The sequence below is a fragment of the Pacificimonas pallii genome, assembly GCF_019204005.1.
Taxonomy (GTDB): domain Bacteria; phylum Pseudomonadota; class Alphaproteobacteria; order Sphingomonadales; family Sphingomonadaceae; genus Pacificimonas; species Pacificimonas pallii.
The window spans coordinates 186,307-202,089 of sequence record NZ_JAGSPA010000002.1 but is presented as its reverse complement, the minus strand read 5'-3'; the positions used below and the strand labels follow the sequence as shown (position 1 = coordinate 202,089).

The window sequence follows — 15,783 nt, the reverse complement described above, 5'->3', positions numbered from 1 at the left end:
GTAGCGGCCATATTTTGTTCTCATTTTGACTCAGAGTCCTAAAACAACTCATTGGATTCATGTGACTTGACCTCATGACTCAGGCTCGTGAAGGGTCCGCCCCCTGACAATGGGAACACCAAGGGACGAGGGCATGACAGGCAAGACAGCAGCGGAAACAAGCGCCCATATCATCGCCGGTGACTGCATCGAAGAGATGCGGAAACTGCCCGCCAAATCCGTTGACCTGATCTTCGCCGATCCGCCCTACAACCTGCAGCTGAACGGCGATCTGACACGCCCGGAGGGTACGACGGTCGATGCCGTCGACGATGCCTGGGACCAGTTTGACAGCTTTGCCGTCTATGACCGGTTCACCCGCGAATGGCTGGCCGCAGCAAAGCGCCTTCTGAAAGACGACGGCGTTTTGTGGGTCATCGGCAGCTATCACAATATCTTCCGCGTCGGGACCGCCGTGCAGGACGCCGGTTACTGGATACTCAACGATGTGATCTGGCGGAAATCGAACCCGATGCCGAATTTCAAGGGGACGCGCTTCACCAATGCGCATGAAACGCTGCTCTGGTGCGCGAAGTCGGAAAAAGCGCGCTATAAATTCAACTATCACGCCATGAAGGCCATGAATGACGATCTGCAAATGCGATCCGACTGGCTGATTCCGATCTGTAATGGCGCGGAACGGGTAAAGGTGGACGGCGTCAAGGCACACCCCACCCAGAAACCCGAGGCGCTGCTTCACCGCATCCTGACCGCATGTACGGATCCAGGTGCCGTCATCCTCGACCCCTTTTGCGGGTCGGGCACGACGGGCGCGGTCGCGCGGCGCCTCGGTCGAAACTTCATCGGACTGGAGCGCGAGGCGAAATATATCGATGTCGCGCGGGCCCGTATCGATGCCATCGATCCCGTTCCCAAAGCTGCCCTGGAAGTAACGCAGGGCCGCCGTGCACAGCCGAAGGTTCCATTTGGTTCGCTCGTCGAAACCGGACTGATACGCCCTGGCGCCGTTCTGACTGACACGCGCCGCCGGTGGCAGGCCCGCGTTCGCACCGACGGCTCGCTTAGCCTCGGCCGGGAGACGGGATCGATCCACAAACTTGGCGCCCGCGTGCAAAACGCGCCCAGCTGCAATGGCTGGACCTTCTGGCATACCGAAACGGCAGGCAAGCTGGAGCCACTCGACACGCTCCGCGACGAGTATCGCCGCCAGCATGCTGGGTAACGCATTTCCTGCCGCGTAGCCTCTGGCATATGCCTCATAAAATGAATAGAGCGCCGCAATGACCTACAAACCGCCCGTCACCTTTGAACATATCCAGGCTGCGCAGAAAGCCATTCACGGACACGTCATCCGCACGCCCTGCATGCACGCCAAGACGTTGAGCAATATCACCGGTGCCGACGTCTGGCTGAAGTTCGAGAATTTGCAGTTCACCGCGGCTTTCAAGGAGCGCGGAGCGCTCAACAAGCTGCTGTCACTGACGGATGAGGAGCGCACAAAGGGCGTTATCGCCGCCTCGGCTGGCAATCACAGCCAGGGGCTTAGCTATCACGCCGCGCGCCTGGGCATACCGACCACCATCGTCATGCCCAAGCCGACGCCCATCGTGAAGGTCACGCAGACAGAGGGCCACGGCGCGAATGTCGTCCTGCATGGCGAGACATTCGACGACGCGTTCGCACATGCCCGGACGCTCGAGAAGAAACGCGACCTCACCTTCGTACACCCGTTCGATGATCCCTACATCGTTGCCGGAGCGGGCACGGTGGCAGTGGAAATGCTCGAGGACGCGCCTGATCTCGACATGCTCTGCGTCCCTATCGGCGGTGGCGGACTCATTTCTGGAATGGCCATCGCGGCAAAGCATCTCAAACCCGACATAGAAATCGTTGGCGTGCAGGCCGCGCTCTATCCTTCCATGTACGGGAAGATGCGCGGCGAGGCGGTCGTGTGCGATGGTGACAGCCTGGCTGAGGGCATCAGCGTCAAGTCGCCCGGCGAGCTCAACTTCCAGATCGTGAAAGAGATGGTCGACGAGGTCGTTCTGGTGGCGGAACGCGAACTCGAACAGTCCGTCTCCATGCTGCTTGGCATTGAGAAGACCGTTGTCGAAGGCGCAGGCGCAGCTGGCCTTGCCGCGCTCCTCGCCCATCCGCAGCGGTTCCGGGGACGCAAGGTCGGGCTACCGCTATGCGGCGGCAATATCGATACGCGCCTGCTTGCGAACGTGCTGCTGCGCGACCTCGCAAGAAGCGGCCGCCTGGCGCGCCTGCGTATCCGCCTGAAGGATCGTCCGGGGCAGCTTTTCAACGTTGCGCGCCTGTTTGAGGAACATCAGGTCAACATTCTGGAAGTCTATCACCAGCGGGTGTTCACGAGCCTGCCCGCGAAGGGTTTGATCACCGATATCGAGTGCGAAACACGCGACGCCGCCCATCTCGACCGGCTGGTGGAGGGCCTGAGAAGTCATGGCTACGAGGTCCGTATGATCGAACTCGCCTGAATCATGGTGCGCGCCAAATGTTAAGGTCTGCGACATAGTCTGGGCGTGCATCTCGAACGGGAGACATTGTTAGCCTAGCCGAACACGCCTGGGCTTGGTTATGATAAGGCCGTGACCGACCAGAGTTTCCGCCTGCCGCGCTTTTTCGTGACCGCGCCTGCGCCCTGTCCGTATCTGCCGGGCCGGATGGAGCGAAAGGTGTTTACCGAACTGCGCGGTGCGAATGCGGACCAGTTGCTCGAGGCGCTGGCGCGCACCGGCTTTCGCCGTTCACAGAATGTCGTGTACCGGCCCAGCTGTGACGGGTGCCGCAAATGCATATCGGTCCGCGTGATCGCGAATGAATTCAAAGCGAGCACATCTCAGCGGCGGCTAATACGAAAGCATTCCGATTTAAGCGTGAATGCCTGCGAAACCCGCGCAACCAGCGAACAGTTCGCACTGCTGAGACGGTATCTCGATGCCCGCCACCCGGTTGGCGGCATGAGCGATATGGACCAGCATGATTATGCTGACATGGTCGAACAGACGCCGGTGGGCTCGCTCGTCATCGAATATCGGGAACCGCCGGAAACAGGAAGGAAAATTGGCCGCTTAATCGGTGTATGCCTGACTGACCAGCAGGCGGACGGCCTAAGCATGGTATATAGTTTTTTCGACCCCGATCTCGATGACCGGCAAGGCATGGGTACCTATATGATCGTCGATCATATCGCCCGCGCGAAGGCCGCGGGCCAGCCCTATGTCTATCTTGGATATTGGATCGAAGGGTGCCAGCGCATGGCGTACAAAAATCGCTTCCGTCCATTGGAAGCCCTCGAAGATGGCGGCTGGACGCGCAGGGACTAGCCAGGCGCAGCGGCCGCCTGTCTAAGGCGCGGATGAAGCGCCTTGATCGCCTTGCTGGAAATCCGCGCCGCTGCCCGATGACCCATCACGCTCTACTGTTTCCATCTCGTCATCATCCGCGGCATTTGCGCCTACCGCCGCCAGCGGCACGCCCTTCTCATCGGTGATCATGACATCGCCGCCCACCATCTCGGGGCTGTCAGAATCCGATTCGCCCGAGCATGCCGAAACGCCCAGCAGACAAAACAAACCTAGGAGAAGCACCCTTGTCTGGGCGACCATGCTTGCCTCTTTCCATTTTACGACTGTACAAAACCGAACGACAGCGGCGTGTGTATGTTCCGTCCATATTGACGCAAGTTAAGGAAAATATACCGCAGCAGGCCGACAGAAGGCGGTGTCAATCAATCAGAACGGATCAACTGAAACGCACTGCCGGACAACGCACAGACCTCCATCCGCGGCGTGACCGGAACTGCAAACCCGGTAACATCGCCGACCATAAAGCGCGACATGATTGTCGAAAAACCGCTGCTAGGCGGCGAGGCGCCGCATTTTCGTCAGCTTCTTCAAGACCATGTCACGCTTCAGTTTTGACAGATGATCGATGAAAAGAACGCCTTCCAAATGGTCCATCTCGTGCTGCAGAACGGTCGCCAGAAAACCGCCGATTTCCCGCTCATGCGGCTTGCCGTCATAATCCAGCCAGCGTGCGGTGATCGTCGACGGGCGCTTCACATCGGCATATTGTTCGGGCACCGAGAGACAGCCCTCATTGTAGGACGTCATCTCTTCTGACGTTTCCAGAATTTCAGGGTTCACGAAATACATCGGATTGCGGACGCGCTTCTCGTCATCCTCCTCACCCTCGGGAAGCTCCTGCAAGTCGATGACGAGCGCACGTACCGGATGCCCGACCTGAACCGCCGCAAGGCCGATGCCCGGCGCGGCGTACATCGTTTCCAGCATGTCATCCATCAACACGCGGAGCTCATCGGTGACGGCATCCACAGGCTGGGACACCTGCTTCAGCAGTGGATCGGGGGTCTCGATGATAGGAAGAATGGCCATGGTCGATTATCTAGAAAGCGGCTGGCGCGCCCGCAAGGCCTGCGCAATCGTTCCTTCGTCAAGATAGTCGAGCTCACCGCCGACCGGCACGCCGTGCGCCAACGTCGTCACATTCACGTTCATGCTCTCCAGCCGCTCGGCGATATAATAGAGCGTGGTTTGCCCTTCCATGGTCGCATTCATGGCAAGAACGACCTCGGTAACGCGTTCATCCCGTGCCCTGACGAGAAGCTGCTCGACGGACAAATCTTCCGGTCCGACACCCTCCAATGCGGACAGGCGCCCGCCAAGCACATGGTATCGACCGGAAAAAAGCCGCGCCCGGTCCATCGCCCACAGGTCAGCCACATCCTCGACGACGGCGAGCAGCGTGTCGTCCCGGCGCGGATCGGTGCAGATGTGACAGGGATTGTTCGTGTCCACATTGCCGCAGGTCGAGCAGGTCGACATGCGCGCATCGACGGCATCGAGAGCGGCGCGCAATGGCTCCAGCGCCGTCTCCCGCCGTTTCAGCAAATGCAGCACCGCGCGCCGCGCCGATCGCGGGCCAAGGCCCGGCAGGCGGGACAGCGCCTGCGTCAGCGCATCGATTTCAGGGGATGACATTCCGTCAGTCTAGAGGATTCCAGCGGGACGCGGAAGCGGTTGATCTCAATCCTTTTGCCCATTGGATTTTCCCGACCACAGAACGCAATGGCGACCCGCACCGCGCTTTGGCATTGCATCCGGGGGTTCGCCGCCTCTAGGTCCCCGGCATGCGTATCATTTTCATGGGCACACCGCCATTTGCGGCGACCGCACTGCGCGAGATCCACGCGGCGGGTCACCAGATCGCCGCGGTCTACACACAGCCGCCGCGCGCCGCGCGGCGCGGAAAAAAGCCCCAGCAGACCGCGGTGCACGCACTCGCCGAAACGCGGGGACTGGACGTTCGCCATCCGGCATCGCTGAGACCGGCGGCGGCCCAGGCAGAGTTCGCGGCGCTCGATGCGGATATCGCAATCGTCGCCGCCTATGGGCTGATCCTGCCCCAGGCCGTTCTTGATGCCCCGCAACATGGCTGTATCAACATCCATGCGTCGCTTTTGCCCCGCTGGCGCGGCGCGGCGCCCGTGCAGCGCGCGATTATGGCGGGCGACCGTGTGACGGGCGTGACCATCATGCAGATGGAGGCGGGGCTGGATACCGGGCCGATGCTGCTGACGCGGCAGGTCGAAATTGCCGGTAAGACGGCAGGGATGCTGACCGACGAGCTGGCGATTGTCGGTGCAGCAGCGGCGCTTGAGGCGCTGGAAAACCTCGACGCCCTGACACCTGAACCGCAGCCGGACGAGGGCGCCAGCTATGCGGCGAAGATCGACAAGGCCGAAGCCGCGCTGGATTTCACAGCATCCGCCATCGATATCGAACGAACGGTGCGGGCATTGAACCCGGCACCCGGCGCGTGGTTCTGGGCCAATGGGGAGCGGATCAAGCTGCTGGAAACAGCCGTCCTTGCGGGCGAGAAGGCATCGCCCGGCACGTTGCTGCACGATGGCCGCGCCATCGCCTGCGCAGAAGGCGCTGTTCGCCTGCGTCTTGTGCAGCGGCCCGGGAAACGCCCCATGGGGATCGACGATCTGCTAAATGGTTTCGACATGCCCGAATCAGTACCGCCATGCAGCGCTTCCGCCTGACCATCGAATATGACGGCCAGCCGTTCATGGGCTGGCAAAGACAGCCGCATGGGCCGACGGTCCAGGCCGCGATCGAGGATGCCTTCGGCGCTTTCGCCGGCGAGATCCCGACATTATTCGGCAGTGGCCGCACCGATACCGGTGTTCATGCGCTCGGGCAGGTGGCACATGTCGATATCGTGCGGCCATTCACACCATTTCGGGTGATGGAGGCGCTGAATGCGAAACTGCGTCCGCTCCCCATCTCTATCCTGAAATGTGAGGCGGTGGACGCGGATTTCCACGCCCGCTTCGACTGTAGGGGCCGCAGTTATGAATATGTCATCCGCAACAGGCGCGCGCCGCTGACATTGACGCGCGGCCGCGAATGGCTCGTCAGCCGCGCGCTGGACGTCGATGCGATGAACCAAGCCGCGGCGCATCTGGTCGGCACGCATGATTTCACGACATTCCGCGCGTCACGGTGCCAGGCGCTGAGCCCGGTGAAGACACTCACCAGTCTCGACGTCAGCCGCAGCGGCGACCGCATATTCATACGCGCCGCCGCGCCCAGCTTTCTTCATCACCAGATCCGTTCCATCACGGGATGCCTGGTCATGGTCGGCGATGGCAGGTGGACGCCGATTGACATGCTGAGTGCCCTGCAAGCGCGCGACCGCACGGCGCTGGGCCACAATGCACCGCCCGACGGGCTTTATTTCATGAATGCGACATATGGTTGACAATTGCGGAAAAAAGTGTCGGTCAGCTTGACACATTTTTCACCGGTGAAAAGGTAGCGACAAAACACGGCCAGAATTCCCGCATCTTTTCAAAGACCATTGAAACAATGGCCCGTTTCTTGCTTTATATCAAGCGTAGGTCGGATACAGTAAATTTCGTTTCGCATTCAGAACGATATGCCAGTGCCGGAGAGCGTATGAACATGGTGATGCAAAAGACACTGCCGCGAAAACCAAAACTGGGTAACGCCCTTTTGTTCTGGCTTGGCATTGGCATTCTGGTACTCGGCGGCATTTTCGTTTATTTTTACGGTTCTTTACGATCGACCACGCTTGCACCGGCAACGGCGACCGCGCCCGTTTCGCCAGGCGCGCGTTCGGCGACAGGCCTCGCGGACGATGCCTTGCGCGATCTGGGTATCGACCCTTCGGAAAGCGACCTGTCTCCTGAAGCGCAAGCGGCCATCGCCAGGGCGCATCAGGCAGCCGTGAGCAATAGAAGTCAGGCGGCGACAGACGGTGGCGCCCCTGCCGCCGTTCAGGACTCCGCCGGGGACGTCAGCCCGGATATGGGAAGTGTGGCAGTCCCTGAGAGCCTGCAATAACAATATATGAAACGCGCTTTTTAGATCGCGTTGAAGTCGCGCCCGAAACTGACATGCCGCGCGCCGCCATCCACCGCGATGGACTCACCGGTTATACTTTCCGATTCGGCAAGAAACGCGACGGCGCGGGCGATTTCCTCTGGCTGCGGCAGTCGGGCGAGCGGCATCGCGGCGCGCGCGCGCTGCAATGCCGCGTCATTATAAGCGGAGGTTGGTATCGTAAGGCCCGGAGCAACGGAATTGACGCGCACATCGGGCGCAAGCGTTCTTGCCAGAATTTCCGTCAGTCCGGCCAATGCGAATTTCGACATCGTATAAGCGAGATTGTCGCCATGCGGCTGCGCAAGACGTTGGTCGAGCATATTGACGATCGCCCCCCTGTCTCCGCTCATCCGCAACTGCGCCACGAACGCTTTCGCCAACATCGTCGGCGCGGCCGTGTTTACGCGGTAGTGCCGCATCAGATCGTCAATTCCGGTGTTGTCCAGACGGTCCGCACCAAATAGCGACGCGTTATTGATTAGGAGTGTCGGCGGCGTCTCAAAATGCGCGGTGACATCGGCGATCAGCTTCGACTCGCTTCCCTCCTCGCTCAGATCGGCGGGAAAAGTCGCGCTGCGTATACTGGCCTTGGCGACGGCCTGGGCAAGCTCCGGCGTGGGCTCAGGTGCCGATCGATAATGCAGCGCCAATGCCCAGCCGTGTGCGGCGAGTTCCGCCGCTATCGCCGCGCCCAGACGCTGCGTTCCTCCTGTCACGAGCGCAAGCTTCATCGCGTTCGTGTACGCTCGATACCGATACGCTCTTCCTTTTCCGTCAACGCGGTCTTTACGATGTTCACCGTCGCTGCCGTGACCCGGTCGTCCTGAAACAGGCTGTCGATAATCGCATCGGCCACCGCTTCAACCAGCACATAATGCTGCCCTTCGGGACAGGTGTTCAGCACGGCGTCCTTCAGGTCCATATAATTCTTGGAGTCCGTGAGTTTCGCGTCGGGTGCGAAATGTTCGGGCGCAGTCAGGTCCGCCGTCACGGAAACGCGCAAAAGCTGTGGCAGGTGCGTCTCTTCGGAATAAATGCCCGTCAGGATCATCAGATCGATATCGCGGACCTGGAGTTGCAGTGTCGATGTCATGCCCGCGCCCCTAATCCAATCCCCGGCCAAAGGAAACAAGCGCGGCGAATGCACTGGCGTCCGTGGCACTTATCCCTACATTCACTGGCATGGCCACCGGCGACCTTCCCGACCGATTTTCCGAAGAGCGCGCAACTTATGCCGTGCGCGGCAAGGACCAGCCCGACCTCGACATCGGCATCGCCGCCATCCGGAATGTGCTCAACACGCTCCCCGTGCGACCGGGCGTCTATCGGATGCAGGATGCGGACGGCACGGTGCTTTACGTCGGAAAAGCCCGCAGCCTGCGCGCGCGCGTCACAAATTATACTCAGGTCGCGCGTCTGCCCAAGCGGTTGCAGCGCATGGTATCGCTGACCCGCGAAATGACCATCGTCACGACGGCTACGGAGGCCGAGGCCCTGTTGCTGGAAGCGCAGCTGATCAAGCGCTTTCGCCCCGCGTTCAATGTGCTGCTGCGCGACGATAAGAGCTTTCCGTTCATCTTCCTGCGGGAAGATCACGACTTCCCACAGATCCGCAAGCATCGCGGCGCGCGGCGTGGAAACGGCGTTTATTTCGGCCCCTTCGCCAGCGCGGGTTCGGTTAACAGAACGCTGAATGCATTGCAGAAAGTGTTTTTGCTGCGATCCTGCTCCGACAGTTACATGAACAACAGGTCGCGTCCCTGCCTGCTGTATCAAATCCGTCGCTGCTCCGCCCCGTGCGTGGGAAAGGTCGATGGCGGCGGCTATGCCGACCTCGTCGCCGACACGAAGGACTTCCTCGCGGGCCGCAGTCAGAAGGTACAGCGCAAGCTTGGCGAGGCGATGACGGCCGCCGCCGCGGAACAGGATTTCGAACTGGCGGCCGTCTACCGGGACCGCCTGCGCGCGCTGACCTATATTCAGGGTCAGGCCGGAACCGCGGAGGGCGCGCGGGACGCCGACATCATCGCGCTTGCCGCAAAGGCAAATCAGGTCTGCATCCAGGCATTTTTCGTACGTGGCGGGCAGAATTGGGGACACCGCGCCTTTTTCCCGAAAAACGTGTCTGGCGAAGATCTGGAGAGGGTTCTGTCCGCGTTCCTGACGCAGTTCTATGAGGACATGCCGCTGCCGCCGGAAATCCTCGTTGATCGCGACCTGCCCGAAGCAGAATTGATTGCCGAAGCGTTGAGCGAACGCGCGGACAGGAAGATCACGCTGAAGCGGCCCCGGCGCGGCGCGCTTCGCCGCCTGATCGAACAGGCGGCCCGCAATGCCGAGGAAGCGCTGGACCGCCGTCTTGCCGAATCCACCACCCAGGCGAAACTCCTTCGTCAGGTTGCCGAGCTGTTCGAGCTTGAAGGGCCACCGCAGCGGATCGAGACCTACGATAATAGCCATATTCAGGGCACGAATGCGGGCGGTGCGATGATCGTCGCCGGGCCGGAGGGGTTCCAGAAGAACGCCTATCGCAAATTCAACATAAAGGACGCCTCCATTGCGCCGGGCGATGATTTCGCGATGATGAAGCACGTCCTGCGACGCCGTCTTGCCCGCCTGCCAAAGGACGATCCCGACCGCACGCGCGGCATGTGGCCGGATCTGATCCTGATCGACGGCGGCAAGGGCCAATTGTCGGCCGCCCGCGAAATCGCTGAGGAACTCGGCGTCGCCGATATTCCCATGGTCGGCGTCGCCAAGGGCCCGGACCGCAACGCCGGACGCGAGACTTTCTACATGGAGGATGGGCGCGAACTTACCCTTCCTACGAATGACGCCGTGCTGTTCTACCTGCAGCGCCTGCGCGACGAGGCGCACCGCTTTGCCATCGGGGCGCACAGGGCCAAGAGATCACGGGACATTTCCGCCAGTCCGCTCGACGAGATTCCGGGCATAGGACCGTCGCGCAAACGCGCACTCCTGATGCATTTCGGTACGGCGAAAGCCGTTCGCGGCGCGGCGCTCGAGGCGCTGCTCGACACTCCGGGCGTTTCAAAGACAGTAGCACAGAAAGTGTATGACCACTTCCATCCCGCGGGATGATCTGTCAGGGCTGAGCGTGACTCAGAGACATGAAAGACCCCCGTTATGCAGTCCATCGCCTTTCCGTTCACCGCACTTGGGGTACTCGCCGTCCTCATCGTTTATGTCATCGCCATTCGCGGCGTGGGTAAGATGCGCGGCAAGCATGGCATCAAGGTGCCCGCGATGTCGGGTCACGAGGAATTTGACCGTGCCCTGCGCGCGCAGATGAATACGCTGGAATATATGGTTATCTTCCTGCCCCTTTGCATCATTTTCGCGGGTGTGTTTGGCGACCTTGCCGGCGGCATTTACGGTGCTGTCTTTGCGATCGGCCGCTACATGTATGTCACAGGGTATGTAAGGGCACCGGAGAAGCGGGTACCGGGATTCATGATCTCCGCTTTCGCGACCCTCAGTGTTCTCATCGCGTGCCTTGGCGCGGTGTCATGGCAGCTTCTCTCCTGAACAGCGGCTGTCCGCTCAGTCCGATAGGCTCAGTGCCAGAAATGTCACCACACTGACGGCATTCCCAGCGCCGTCGATGGTTTTGTCCGTGCCAAGGCGCGTGACGTCGATGACGGTCCCTGTTTCCGCCGCGGATGCCCCTTCAGGCACCGACATCGCCAGCAACTCGGAATCTTCCGCCGACAAGTCGCGTTCGATCAGGCGGGCAAGGCTATCGACGTCATTTTCCAGACCGCCAATACCAATGCGGATCTCATACTGCATGCCGTCAAAACTGGCGCTGGCCCATTGTTGAGAGGAAATTTCCAAGATTTGCACGACAGGCAATTGCCTATCGATGCCTTCTGAACCCGTTCCCGGCTGTTCCTGCCCCTGTGCAGGGCTCAATATATCAGTCATGAACCTTTCACCGGCAGACGCCTTCTCGATCATGTCGCGCATATCGCCGCCTCTCTGGCTGACGTGCAATTCGCCGTTTCGGGCAGGCAATGGTGCAGCCCGGCCAAATAATTCATTATTTTCTCTTCTGTTTCCGGGCGCAACTGGCGCCCCCGGCGCATATCGAAGACCAATCGGGGATCACCGACAGCTTCCCGCCCGAGTCTCGTCGCCGAATGAGAACCGGAACGTATGCAGCGATCGATTTCCACCATAATCGACATATTGTATCCCTTTCCAAATAGGTAATGAATGATCTTCATTTATTTCCTATTTTTGAAGGCGAAAAACGACCACATTGAACTTGTTCGTTTTTTGTTCTATCCAGAATGAATGACTCAAAGGGTTGCCAAATGAAGGAAACCGAAATCGTAAGGCGGCGGCTTGACGAACTGATCCGCAATAGCGGTGCGGATTACACATCGCTTTCGCGTATGCTTGGCCGTAATCCGGCTTATATTCAGCAGTTTATCAAGCGCGGCGTACCCAGAAAGCTGGACGAATCGGATCGCCGCAAGCTGGCTCTCCATTTCAACGTCCCCGAATCTGACCTTGGCGGATCGCGCGCAATTGCGGGCCGCGCAGTCGCTGCTGGCAAGGCACGGGCAGTGGATGACTATATGCTGGTTCCCTATTTTACCGGCATTGGCGCATCGGCGGGTTCCGGCGCGCTCACCGGCGAGCAAGAGGCGGCGGAATCCGCCCTCGCCTTTCAGGTGCGCTGGATGAAGGCAATCTCCAGCAGCGATCCGGAACTGCTTTCGGTCATCAAGGTGCAGGGCGATTCGATGCTGCCAACGCTTGGCGATGGCGATCCCATTCTGGTCGATAGGGGCGATGGCGCAGCCCGGCTGCGCGACGGCATCTATGTTATGCGCGCCGACGACGCCCTGATCGTGAAACGCATCATGCGCAATCCTGCCGCGCGAACGATCCGCATCACAAGCGATAATGCCATGTATCCCGACGTCGGCGACTGCGATCCGGCGGATGTGGAGATCATCGGACGTGTCATCTGGGTCGGCCGCCAGCTGCGGTAGGAAACCCGTCTATAACGAACGCAGCGCCTGCGCGGGACGGACGCGCAGTGATTGCCAGGCACCGACCAGACTGAACAGGATTACGACCGCTGCCCCCGACCCGGTAATCGCCAGCACGGGCGCCCAGTCCGGTAGCCATTCAAGATCGAAGACCTGCGTCACGACATACCAGCCGCCCGCCGCGCCCAATGCCAGCGCGAGCCCCGACACCGTCACCGCGAGCAGAACGAACTCGATCAGGAACGCGATCAGGATCTGCCCGCGTGTCGCGCCGAGGACTTTCAGCATGACGGCATCATATGTCCGCGCGCGACGCGCGGCGGCAATGGCACCCACCAGGACCGCGATTCCTGCCAGAATCGCCACCGAAGCCGACGCGCGGATCGCTGTGGTGAGCTGGCTGAGCAGCCCCTGCGCGCTCGAAACGACATCGCGCACACGGATCATGCTCGCGCTGGGAAAACGTGCGCCCATTGCGCGGGACAGCGCCCGATCATCGCCATTGGCGGCCCGTACCGTCGCCATGAAGCTGTGCGGTGCCTGCTCAATCGGGCCCGGTGAGTAAACGAGGGCGAAATTGAAACCCATGGAACCCCAGTCGATCTCCCTGAGATTGGAAATTGTAGCTTCCAGCGGCAGGCCGAGGATGGTGACCGTTATCCTATCGCCCACTGACAGACCCAGCGTCGCCGCGATCTCGGCATCCATGGAAACCAGTTGCGGCCCATCATAATCGTCCGGCCACCACTCTCCTTCGATAACCCGGTTTCCCTCGGGCACGTCCCACGCATAGGTCAATCCGCGATCCCCGCGCAGCACCCAGCCGCCTTCGGGAATGTCGTCCATATCGGCGACCTTGACGTCGTTCAGCATGGTAACCGGGCCGCGCAGGCTGGGAACCATGCGGATACCCGCCCCTTCGGCGGCATTCTCGACCGTCGCGCGAAAATCGCTCGCGGAGTCGGATGGGATGTCGAGCACAAAATGGCTTGGCGCTTCGGCGGGGATGCTTTCCCCGATCTGACGGCCAAGATTTGTCTCGATGACCGCAAGAGTCGCGAACAATGTCAGTCCAAGGCCAAGCGCAATCGTCAATTCGCGGGTCATGCCGCCCGGCCGGGTCAGATTTGCCAGGGCCAGACGAACCAGCGGCTGGCGCGGCCTCGGCAGCCGCCGGGCGATGAACGTGATCAGTCCGGCAAGCGCGGCCAGAATGAAGAGCACGGCGACAGCGGCGCCCAGGAAACCGGCCGCGAACAGGGGCTCACGCGCCTGCAGGATGGCCAGCGCCGCAATGATGACGGCCGCCGCCGCCATGGCAAGGACGACGCCGAGCGGCGGCCGCTGGAGCTTTTCCACGCCCGCCCGGAACAGCCGCGCGGCGGGCACATCACGGGCCTGCGTTAACGGCCAAAGGGCGAATAACGCGGCAGCAAGCAGGCCGTACAGGATCGCACTGAACAGGGGCAGCGGGTAAATCCCGGCGCGCGGCGGGACCGGCAGCGTGTCGCCGGCCAGCGCGCCCACAAGCGCGGGAACGAGGGCACCTATGGCGGCGCCTGCCACAACCGCAATCAGCGCCACGATGGCGATCTGGATCAGGTAAATGGCGAAGATTGTCGACGAGTCCGCACCGATGCTTTTCAATGCCGCGATCGCCCGCGTTTTCGCCGACAGATATGAGCCGACCCCGCTCGCGACGCCGACACCCGCCACCAGCAGGCTGGTCAGCCCGACCATCGTCAGGAACTGTCCCGTGTTCAGGATAAACCGGCGCGCGCCGGGCGCCGCGTTGGTCCGGTCCTGAATGCGGAAACCCGCCTCTGGAAAGGTTTCCTCAAGGCGTGAGGCGACCTCGCCTGGATCGACGTCGCCGGACGTGCGGATGCGGTAATGCACGCGATAAAGGCTACCGGGTCTTTCAAGCTGCGTTTCCGCCAGCCGCGCGGCATTCATCAGCAATGTCGGCCCCAGCACAAAACCCTCGGCGACCTTATCGGGTTCATCCGACAGCACGCCTGAGACGGGCAATTCGGCGAAGCCGATACGCACCCGGTCGCCAATCACCAGGCCCAGCGTTTCCGCGGCATCGCGGCCAATAACGACACCCCCGGCCAGGGCTTCCGGCAGCGACAGGCCATCCTGCAGGGAGAAGTCGCCATAGAGCGGAAATGCGTCATCGACCGCTTTCAGCTCGCCGATGATGGAGCGCTCTTCTGTCGCCACATTGGCGCGCATCTGGACAATTTCGGTCAGGTCGCCCTCGGCAGTGAACGCGGCGCGCTCTTCATCGGTGGCGCGGCGCTGGGCGATACGCACCTCGACATCACCGCCAAGAATTTCCTGCCCCTGCGAGGCAAGCGCCGCAACGATCGAGCTGCTCAGACTGCCCACACCCGCAATCGCGGCAACGCCGAGAAACAGGCACACCGCCAGCAGGCGAAGGCCGCCCAGACCGCCGCGCAGATCACGCAGGGCTAGGCGCAGCGCAATCATGCGGCTGCTTTGACTTTATCGCTGACGATCTTTCCGTCCCTCATCTCGACGATACGGGCACAGCGCGCGGCCACTTCAGGATCATGTGTGACCATTAACAGCGTGGTGCCCTGCGCGGCCTGCCGGTCAAAAAGCAGGTCGACGATCTCATGGCCGGTACTGCCGTCCAGATTGCCGGTCGGCTCATCGGCGAACAATAAGGTGGGTCCGGGCGCGGTTGCCCGCGCGATCGCGACCCGTTGCTGTTCGCCGCCGGACAGCTGCGACGGATAATGCGTCAGCCGGTGGCCAAGGCCGACAGCCTTCAGCTCCGCCTCTGCCCGCGTAAAGGCATTGGCAGCGCCAGCGAGTTCCAAGGGCACGGCGACATTTTCCAGCGCCGTCATCGTCGGCAACAGATGAAAGGCCTGCAGAACGATGCCGATCTGGCCGCGGCGCGCGCGCGCCAGCTCGTCTTCCGACATCGTGCCGAAATTATTGCCGCCAATAAGGATATTTCCACTTGTGGCGCGTTCCAGACCTGACAGTACAGCCATCAGCGAGGACTTGCCTGACCCGGACGGTCCCAGAATTGCGACGCTTTCGCCCCTCCCAAGGCTGATGTCGACGCCCTTCAGGATTTCGACGGGGCCAGCAGCCCCCGAAAGCGTCAACGTGACATTTGCCGCATCGATGACAATATCAGTGTCAGATCTTGCCATAAGGGAATCGCCGCCTGTGAATTTTGCTCTCTTCAAGTCTGGCTCATATGGGCGCGCGACCGGCTTTGTCCATGCAACACTAATGCTAGT

The 15,783-nt window shown here is 61.0% G+C and carries 18 protein-coding genes; 9 read left to right on the top strand and 9 right to left on the bottom strand.

What is annotated here, in order from left to right; genetic code table 11:
* Nucleotides 1–133 precede the first annotated feature (133 nt).
* From KCG44_RS06095 to KCG44_RS06085, 3 genes are all read left to right on the top strand, one after another.
* Complete coding sequence (locus tag KCG44_RS06095; protein ID WP_218444972.1) at nucleotides 134–1,222, top strand: site-specific DNA-methyltransferase; 1,089 nt, start codon at nucleotides 134–136, stop codon at nucleotides 1,220–1,222.
* Nucleotides 1,223–1,280: 58 nt separating this feature from the next.
* Entirely contained in the window at nucleotides 1,281–2,504 is a 1,224-nt protein-coding gene (locus KCG44_RS06090) for a threonine ammonia-lyase (protein WP_218444969.1), read from the top strand.
* 111 nt (nucleotides 2,505–2,615) lie between these two features.
* Complete coding sequence (locus KCG44_RS06085) at nucleotides 2,616–3,353, top strand: arginyltransferase (RefSeq protein ID WP_218444967.1); 738 nt, start codon at nucleotides 2,616–2,618, stop codon at nucleotides 3,351–3,353.
* Nucleotides 3,354–3,374: 21 nt separating this feature from the next.
* Here KCG44_RS06085 and KCG44_RS06080 read toward each other — a convergent pair whose 3' ends face one another.
* From KCG44_RS06080 to recR, 3 genes are all read right to left on the bottom strand, one after another.
* Nucleotides 3,375–3,635, bottom strand: coding sequence for a hypothetical protein (locus KCG44_RS06080; protein WP_218444965.1), 261 nt, complete (start codon nucleotides 3,633–3,635; stop codon nucleotides 3,375–3,377).
* A 252-nt stretch (nucleotides 3,636–3,887) separates the two neighbouring features.
* A complete protein-coding gene (gene def / locus KCG44_RS06075; RefSeq protein ID WP_218444963.1) occupies nucleotides 3,888–4,424 on the bottom strand; it encodes a peptide deformylase in 537 nt (178 codons plus the stop codon).
* A gap of 6 nt (nucleotides 4,425–4,430) precedes the next feature.
* Nucleotides 4,431–5,030, bottom strand: coding sequence for a recombination mediator RecR (gene recR, locus KCG44_RS06070; protein WP_218444961.1), 600 nt, complete (start codon nucleotides 5,028–5,030; stop codon nucleotides 4,431–4,433).
* Nucleotides 5,031–5,179: 149 nt separating this feature from the next.
* On the opposite strand from recR, the gene fmt reads away from it, so the two are divergent.
* The 3 genes from fmt to KCG44_RS06055 all read left to right on the top strand — a co-directional run bounded on the left by fmt (nucleotide 5,180) and on the right by KCG44_RS06055 (nucleotide 7,427).
* The gene (gene fmt / locus KCG44_RS06065; protein ID WP_218444959.1) at nucleotides 5,180–6,100 is read left to right on the top strand and encodes a methionyl-tRNA formyltransferase; all 921 of its coding nucleotides are present in this window, start codon (nucleotides 5,180–5,182) and stop codon (nucleotides 6,098–6,100) included.
* Nucleotides 6,082–6,822 (top strand): tRNA pseudouridine(38-40) synthase TruA, encoded by a 741-nt coding sequence (truA, locus tag KCG44_RS06060; protein WP_218444957.1) that lies wholly within the window; start codon nucleotides 6,082–6,084, stop codon nucleotides 6,820–6,822. Before fmt ends, truA begins: the two co-directional genes overlap by 19 nt.
* A gap of 209 nt (nucleotides 6,823–7,031) precedes the next feature.
* The gene (locus KCG44_RS06055) at nucleotides 7,032–7,427 is read left to right on the top strand and encodes a hypothetical protein (protein ID WP_218444955.1); all 396 of its coding nucleotides are present in this window, start codon (nucleotides 7,032–7,034) and stop codon (nucleotides 7,425–7,427) included.
* A 20-nt stretch (nucleotides 7,428–7,447) separates the two neighbouring features.
* Here the strand turns inward: KCG44_RS06055 and KCG44_RS06050 are convergent, their stop codons facing one another.
* Nucleotides 7,448–8,200: an SDR family oxidoreductase gene (locus tag KCG44_RS06050; RefSeq protein ID WP_218444954.1), complete on the bottom strand. Its 753-nt coding sequence runs from the start codon at nucleotides 8,198–8,200 to the stop codon at nucleotides 7,448–7,450.
* Nucleotides 8,197–8,562, bottom strand: a complete 366-nt coding sequence (locus KCG44_RS06045) for a dihydroneopterin aldolase (protein ID WP_218444953.1) — start codon at nucleotides 8,560–8,562, stop codon at nucleotides 8,197–8,199. Before KCG44_RS06045 ends, KCG44_RS06050 begins: the two co-directional genes overlap by 4 nt.
* 89 nt (nucleotides 8,563–8,651) lie before the next feature.
* Here KCG44_RS06045 and uvrC point away from each other — a divergent pair, with 89 nt between their 5' ends.
* Complete coding sequence (gene uvrC / locus KCG44_RS06040) at nucleotides 8,652–10,571, top strand: excinuclease ABC subunit UvrC (protein WP_218445639.1); 1,920 nt, start codon at nucleotides 8,652–8,654, stop codon at nucleotides 10,569–10,571.
* Nucleotides 10,572–10,616: 45 nt separating this feature from the next.
* A complete protein-coding gene (locus KCG44_RS06035) occupies nucleotides 10,617–11,018 on the top strand; it encodes an MAPEG family protein (RefSeq protein ID WP_218444952.1) in 402 nt (133 codons plus the stop codon).
* A gap of 15 nt (nucleotides 11,019–11,033) precedes the next feature.
* On the opposite strand, the gene KCG44_RS06030 is transcribed toward KCG44_RS06035, so the two are convergent.
* Both KCG44_RS06030 and KCG44_RS06025 read right to left on the bottom strand, forming a co-directional pair.
* Nucleotides 11,034–11,417, bottom strand: coding sequence for a hypothetical protein (locus KCG44_RS06030; RefSeq protein ID WP_218444950.1), 384 nt, complete (start codon nucleotides 11,415–11,417; stop codon nucleotides 11,034–11,036).
* 29 nt (nucleotides 11,418–11,446) lie between these two features.
* Entirely contained in the window at nucleotides 11,447–11,719 is a 273-nt protein-coding gene (locus tag KCG44_RS06025) for a hypothetical protein (RefSeq protein WP_218444948.1), read from the bottom strand.
* 90 nt (nucleotides 11,720–11,809) lie between these two features.
* On the opposite strand from KCG44_RS06025, the gene KCG44_RS06020 reads away from it, so the two are divergent.
* A complete protein-coding gene (locus KCG44_RS06020) occupies nucleotides 11,810–12,496 on the top strand; it encodes a S24 family peptidase (protein WP_218444946.1) in 687 nt (228 codons plus the stop codon).
* A 9-nt stretch (nucleotides 12,497–12,505) separates the two neighbouring features.
* On the opposite strand, the gene KCG44_RS06015 is transcribed toward KCG44_RS06020, so the two are convergent.
* Together KCG44_RS06015 and KCG44_RS06010 are read right to left on the bottom strand one after the other, a co-directional pair.
* Nucleotides 12,506–14,992, bottom strand: coding sequence for an ABC transporter permease (locus KCG44_RS06015; RefSeq protein ID WP_218444944.1), 2,487 nt, complete (start codon nucleotides 14,990–14,992; stop codon nucleotides 12,506–12,508).
* The gene (locus KCG44_RS06010) at nucleotides 14,989–15,693 is read right to left on the bottom strand and encodes an ABC transporter ATP-binding protein (RefSeq protein WP_218444942.1); all 705 of its coding nucleotides are present in this window, start codon (nucleotides 15,691–15,693) and stop codon (nucleotides 14,989–14,991) included. The genes KCG44_RS06015 and KCG44_RS06010 overlap by 4 nt, the downstream gene beginning before the upstream one ends.
* Nucleotides 15,694–15,783: the final 90 nt, after the last annotated feature.

Excerpts from the sequence above, each read along its gene's own strand:
- KCG44_RS06095 (WP_218444972.1), top strand. The coding sequence starts at position 134 with ATGACAGGCAAGACAGCAGCGGAAACAAGCGCCCATATCATCGCCGGT.
- KCG44_RS06090 (WP_218444969.1), top strand. The coding sequence starts at position 1,281 with ATGACCTACAAACCGCCCGTCACCTTTGAACATATCCAGGCTGCGCAG.
- KCG44_RS06080 (WP_218444965.1), bottom strand. The coding sequence starts at position 3,635 with ATGGTCGCCCAGACAAGGGTGCTTCTCCTAGGTTTGTTTTGTCTGCTG.
- def (WP_218444963.1), bottom strand. The coding sequence starts at position 4,424 with ATGGCCATTCTTCCTATCATCGAGACCCCCGATCCACTGCTGAAGCAG.
- recR (WP_218444961.1), bottom strand. The coding sequence starts at position 5,030 with ATGTCATCCCCTGAAATCGATGCGCTGACGCAGGCGCTGTCCCGCCTG.
- fmt (WP_218444959.1), top strand. The coding sequence starts at position 5,180 with ATGCGTATCATTTTCATGGGCACACCGCCATTTGCGGCGACCGCACTG.
- truA (WP_218444957.1), top strand. The coding sequence starts at position 6,082 with ATGCAGCGCTTCCGCCTGACCATCGAATATGACGGCCAGCCGTTCATG.
- KCG44_RS06055 (WP_218444955.1), top strand. The coding sequence starts at position 7,032 with ATGCAAAAGACACTGCCGCGAAAACCAAAACTGGGTAACGCCCTTTTG.
- KCG44_RS06050 (WP_218444954.1), bottom strand. The coding sequence starts at position 8,200 with ATGAAGCTTGCGCTCGTGACAGGAGGAACGCAGCGTCTGGGCGCGGCG.
- KCG44_RS06045 (WP_218444953.1), bottom strand. The coding sequence starts at position 8,562 with ATGACATCGACACTGCAACTCCAGGTCCGCGATATCGATCTGATGATC.
- uvrC (WP_218445639.1), top strand. The coding sequence starts at position 8,652 with ATGGCCACCGGCGACCTTCCCGACCGATTTTCCGAAGAGCGCGCAACT.
- KCG44_RS06035 (WP_218444952.1), top strand. The coding sequence starts at position 10,617 with ATGCAGTCCATCGCCTTTCCGTTCACCGCACTTGGGGTACTCGCCGTC.
- KCG44_RS06030 (WP_218444950.1), bottom strand. The coding sequence starts at position 11,417 with ATGACTGATATATTGAGCCCTGCACAGGGGCAGGAACAGCCGGGAACG.
- KCG44_RS06025 (WP_218444948.1), bottom strand. The coding sequence starts at position 11,719 with ATGAAGATCATTCATTACCTATTTGGAAAGGGATACAATATGTCGATT.
- KCG44_RS06020 (WP_218444946.1), top strand. The coding sequence starts at position 11,810 with ATGAAGGAAACCGAAATCGTAAGGCGGCGGCTTGACGAACTGATCCGC.
- KCG44_RS06015 (WP_218444944.1), bottom strand. The coding sequence starts at position 14,992 with ATGATTGCGCTGCGCCTAGCCCTGCGTGATCTGCGCGGCGGTCTGGGC.
- KCG44_RS06010 (WP_218444942.1), bottom strand. The coding sequence starts at position 15,693 with ATGGCAAGATCTGACACTGATATTGTCATCGATGCGGCAAATGTCACG.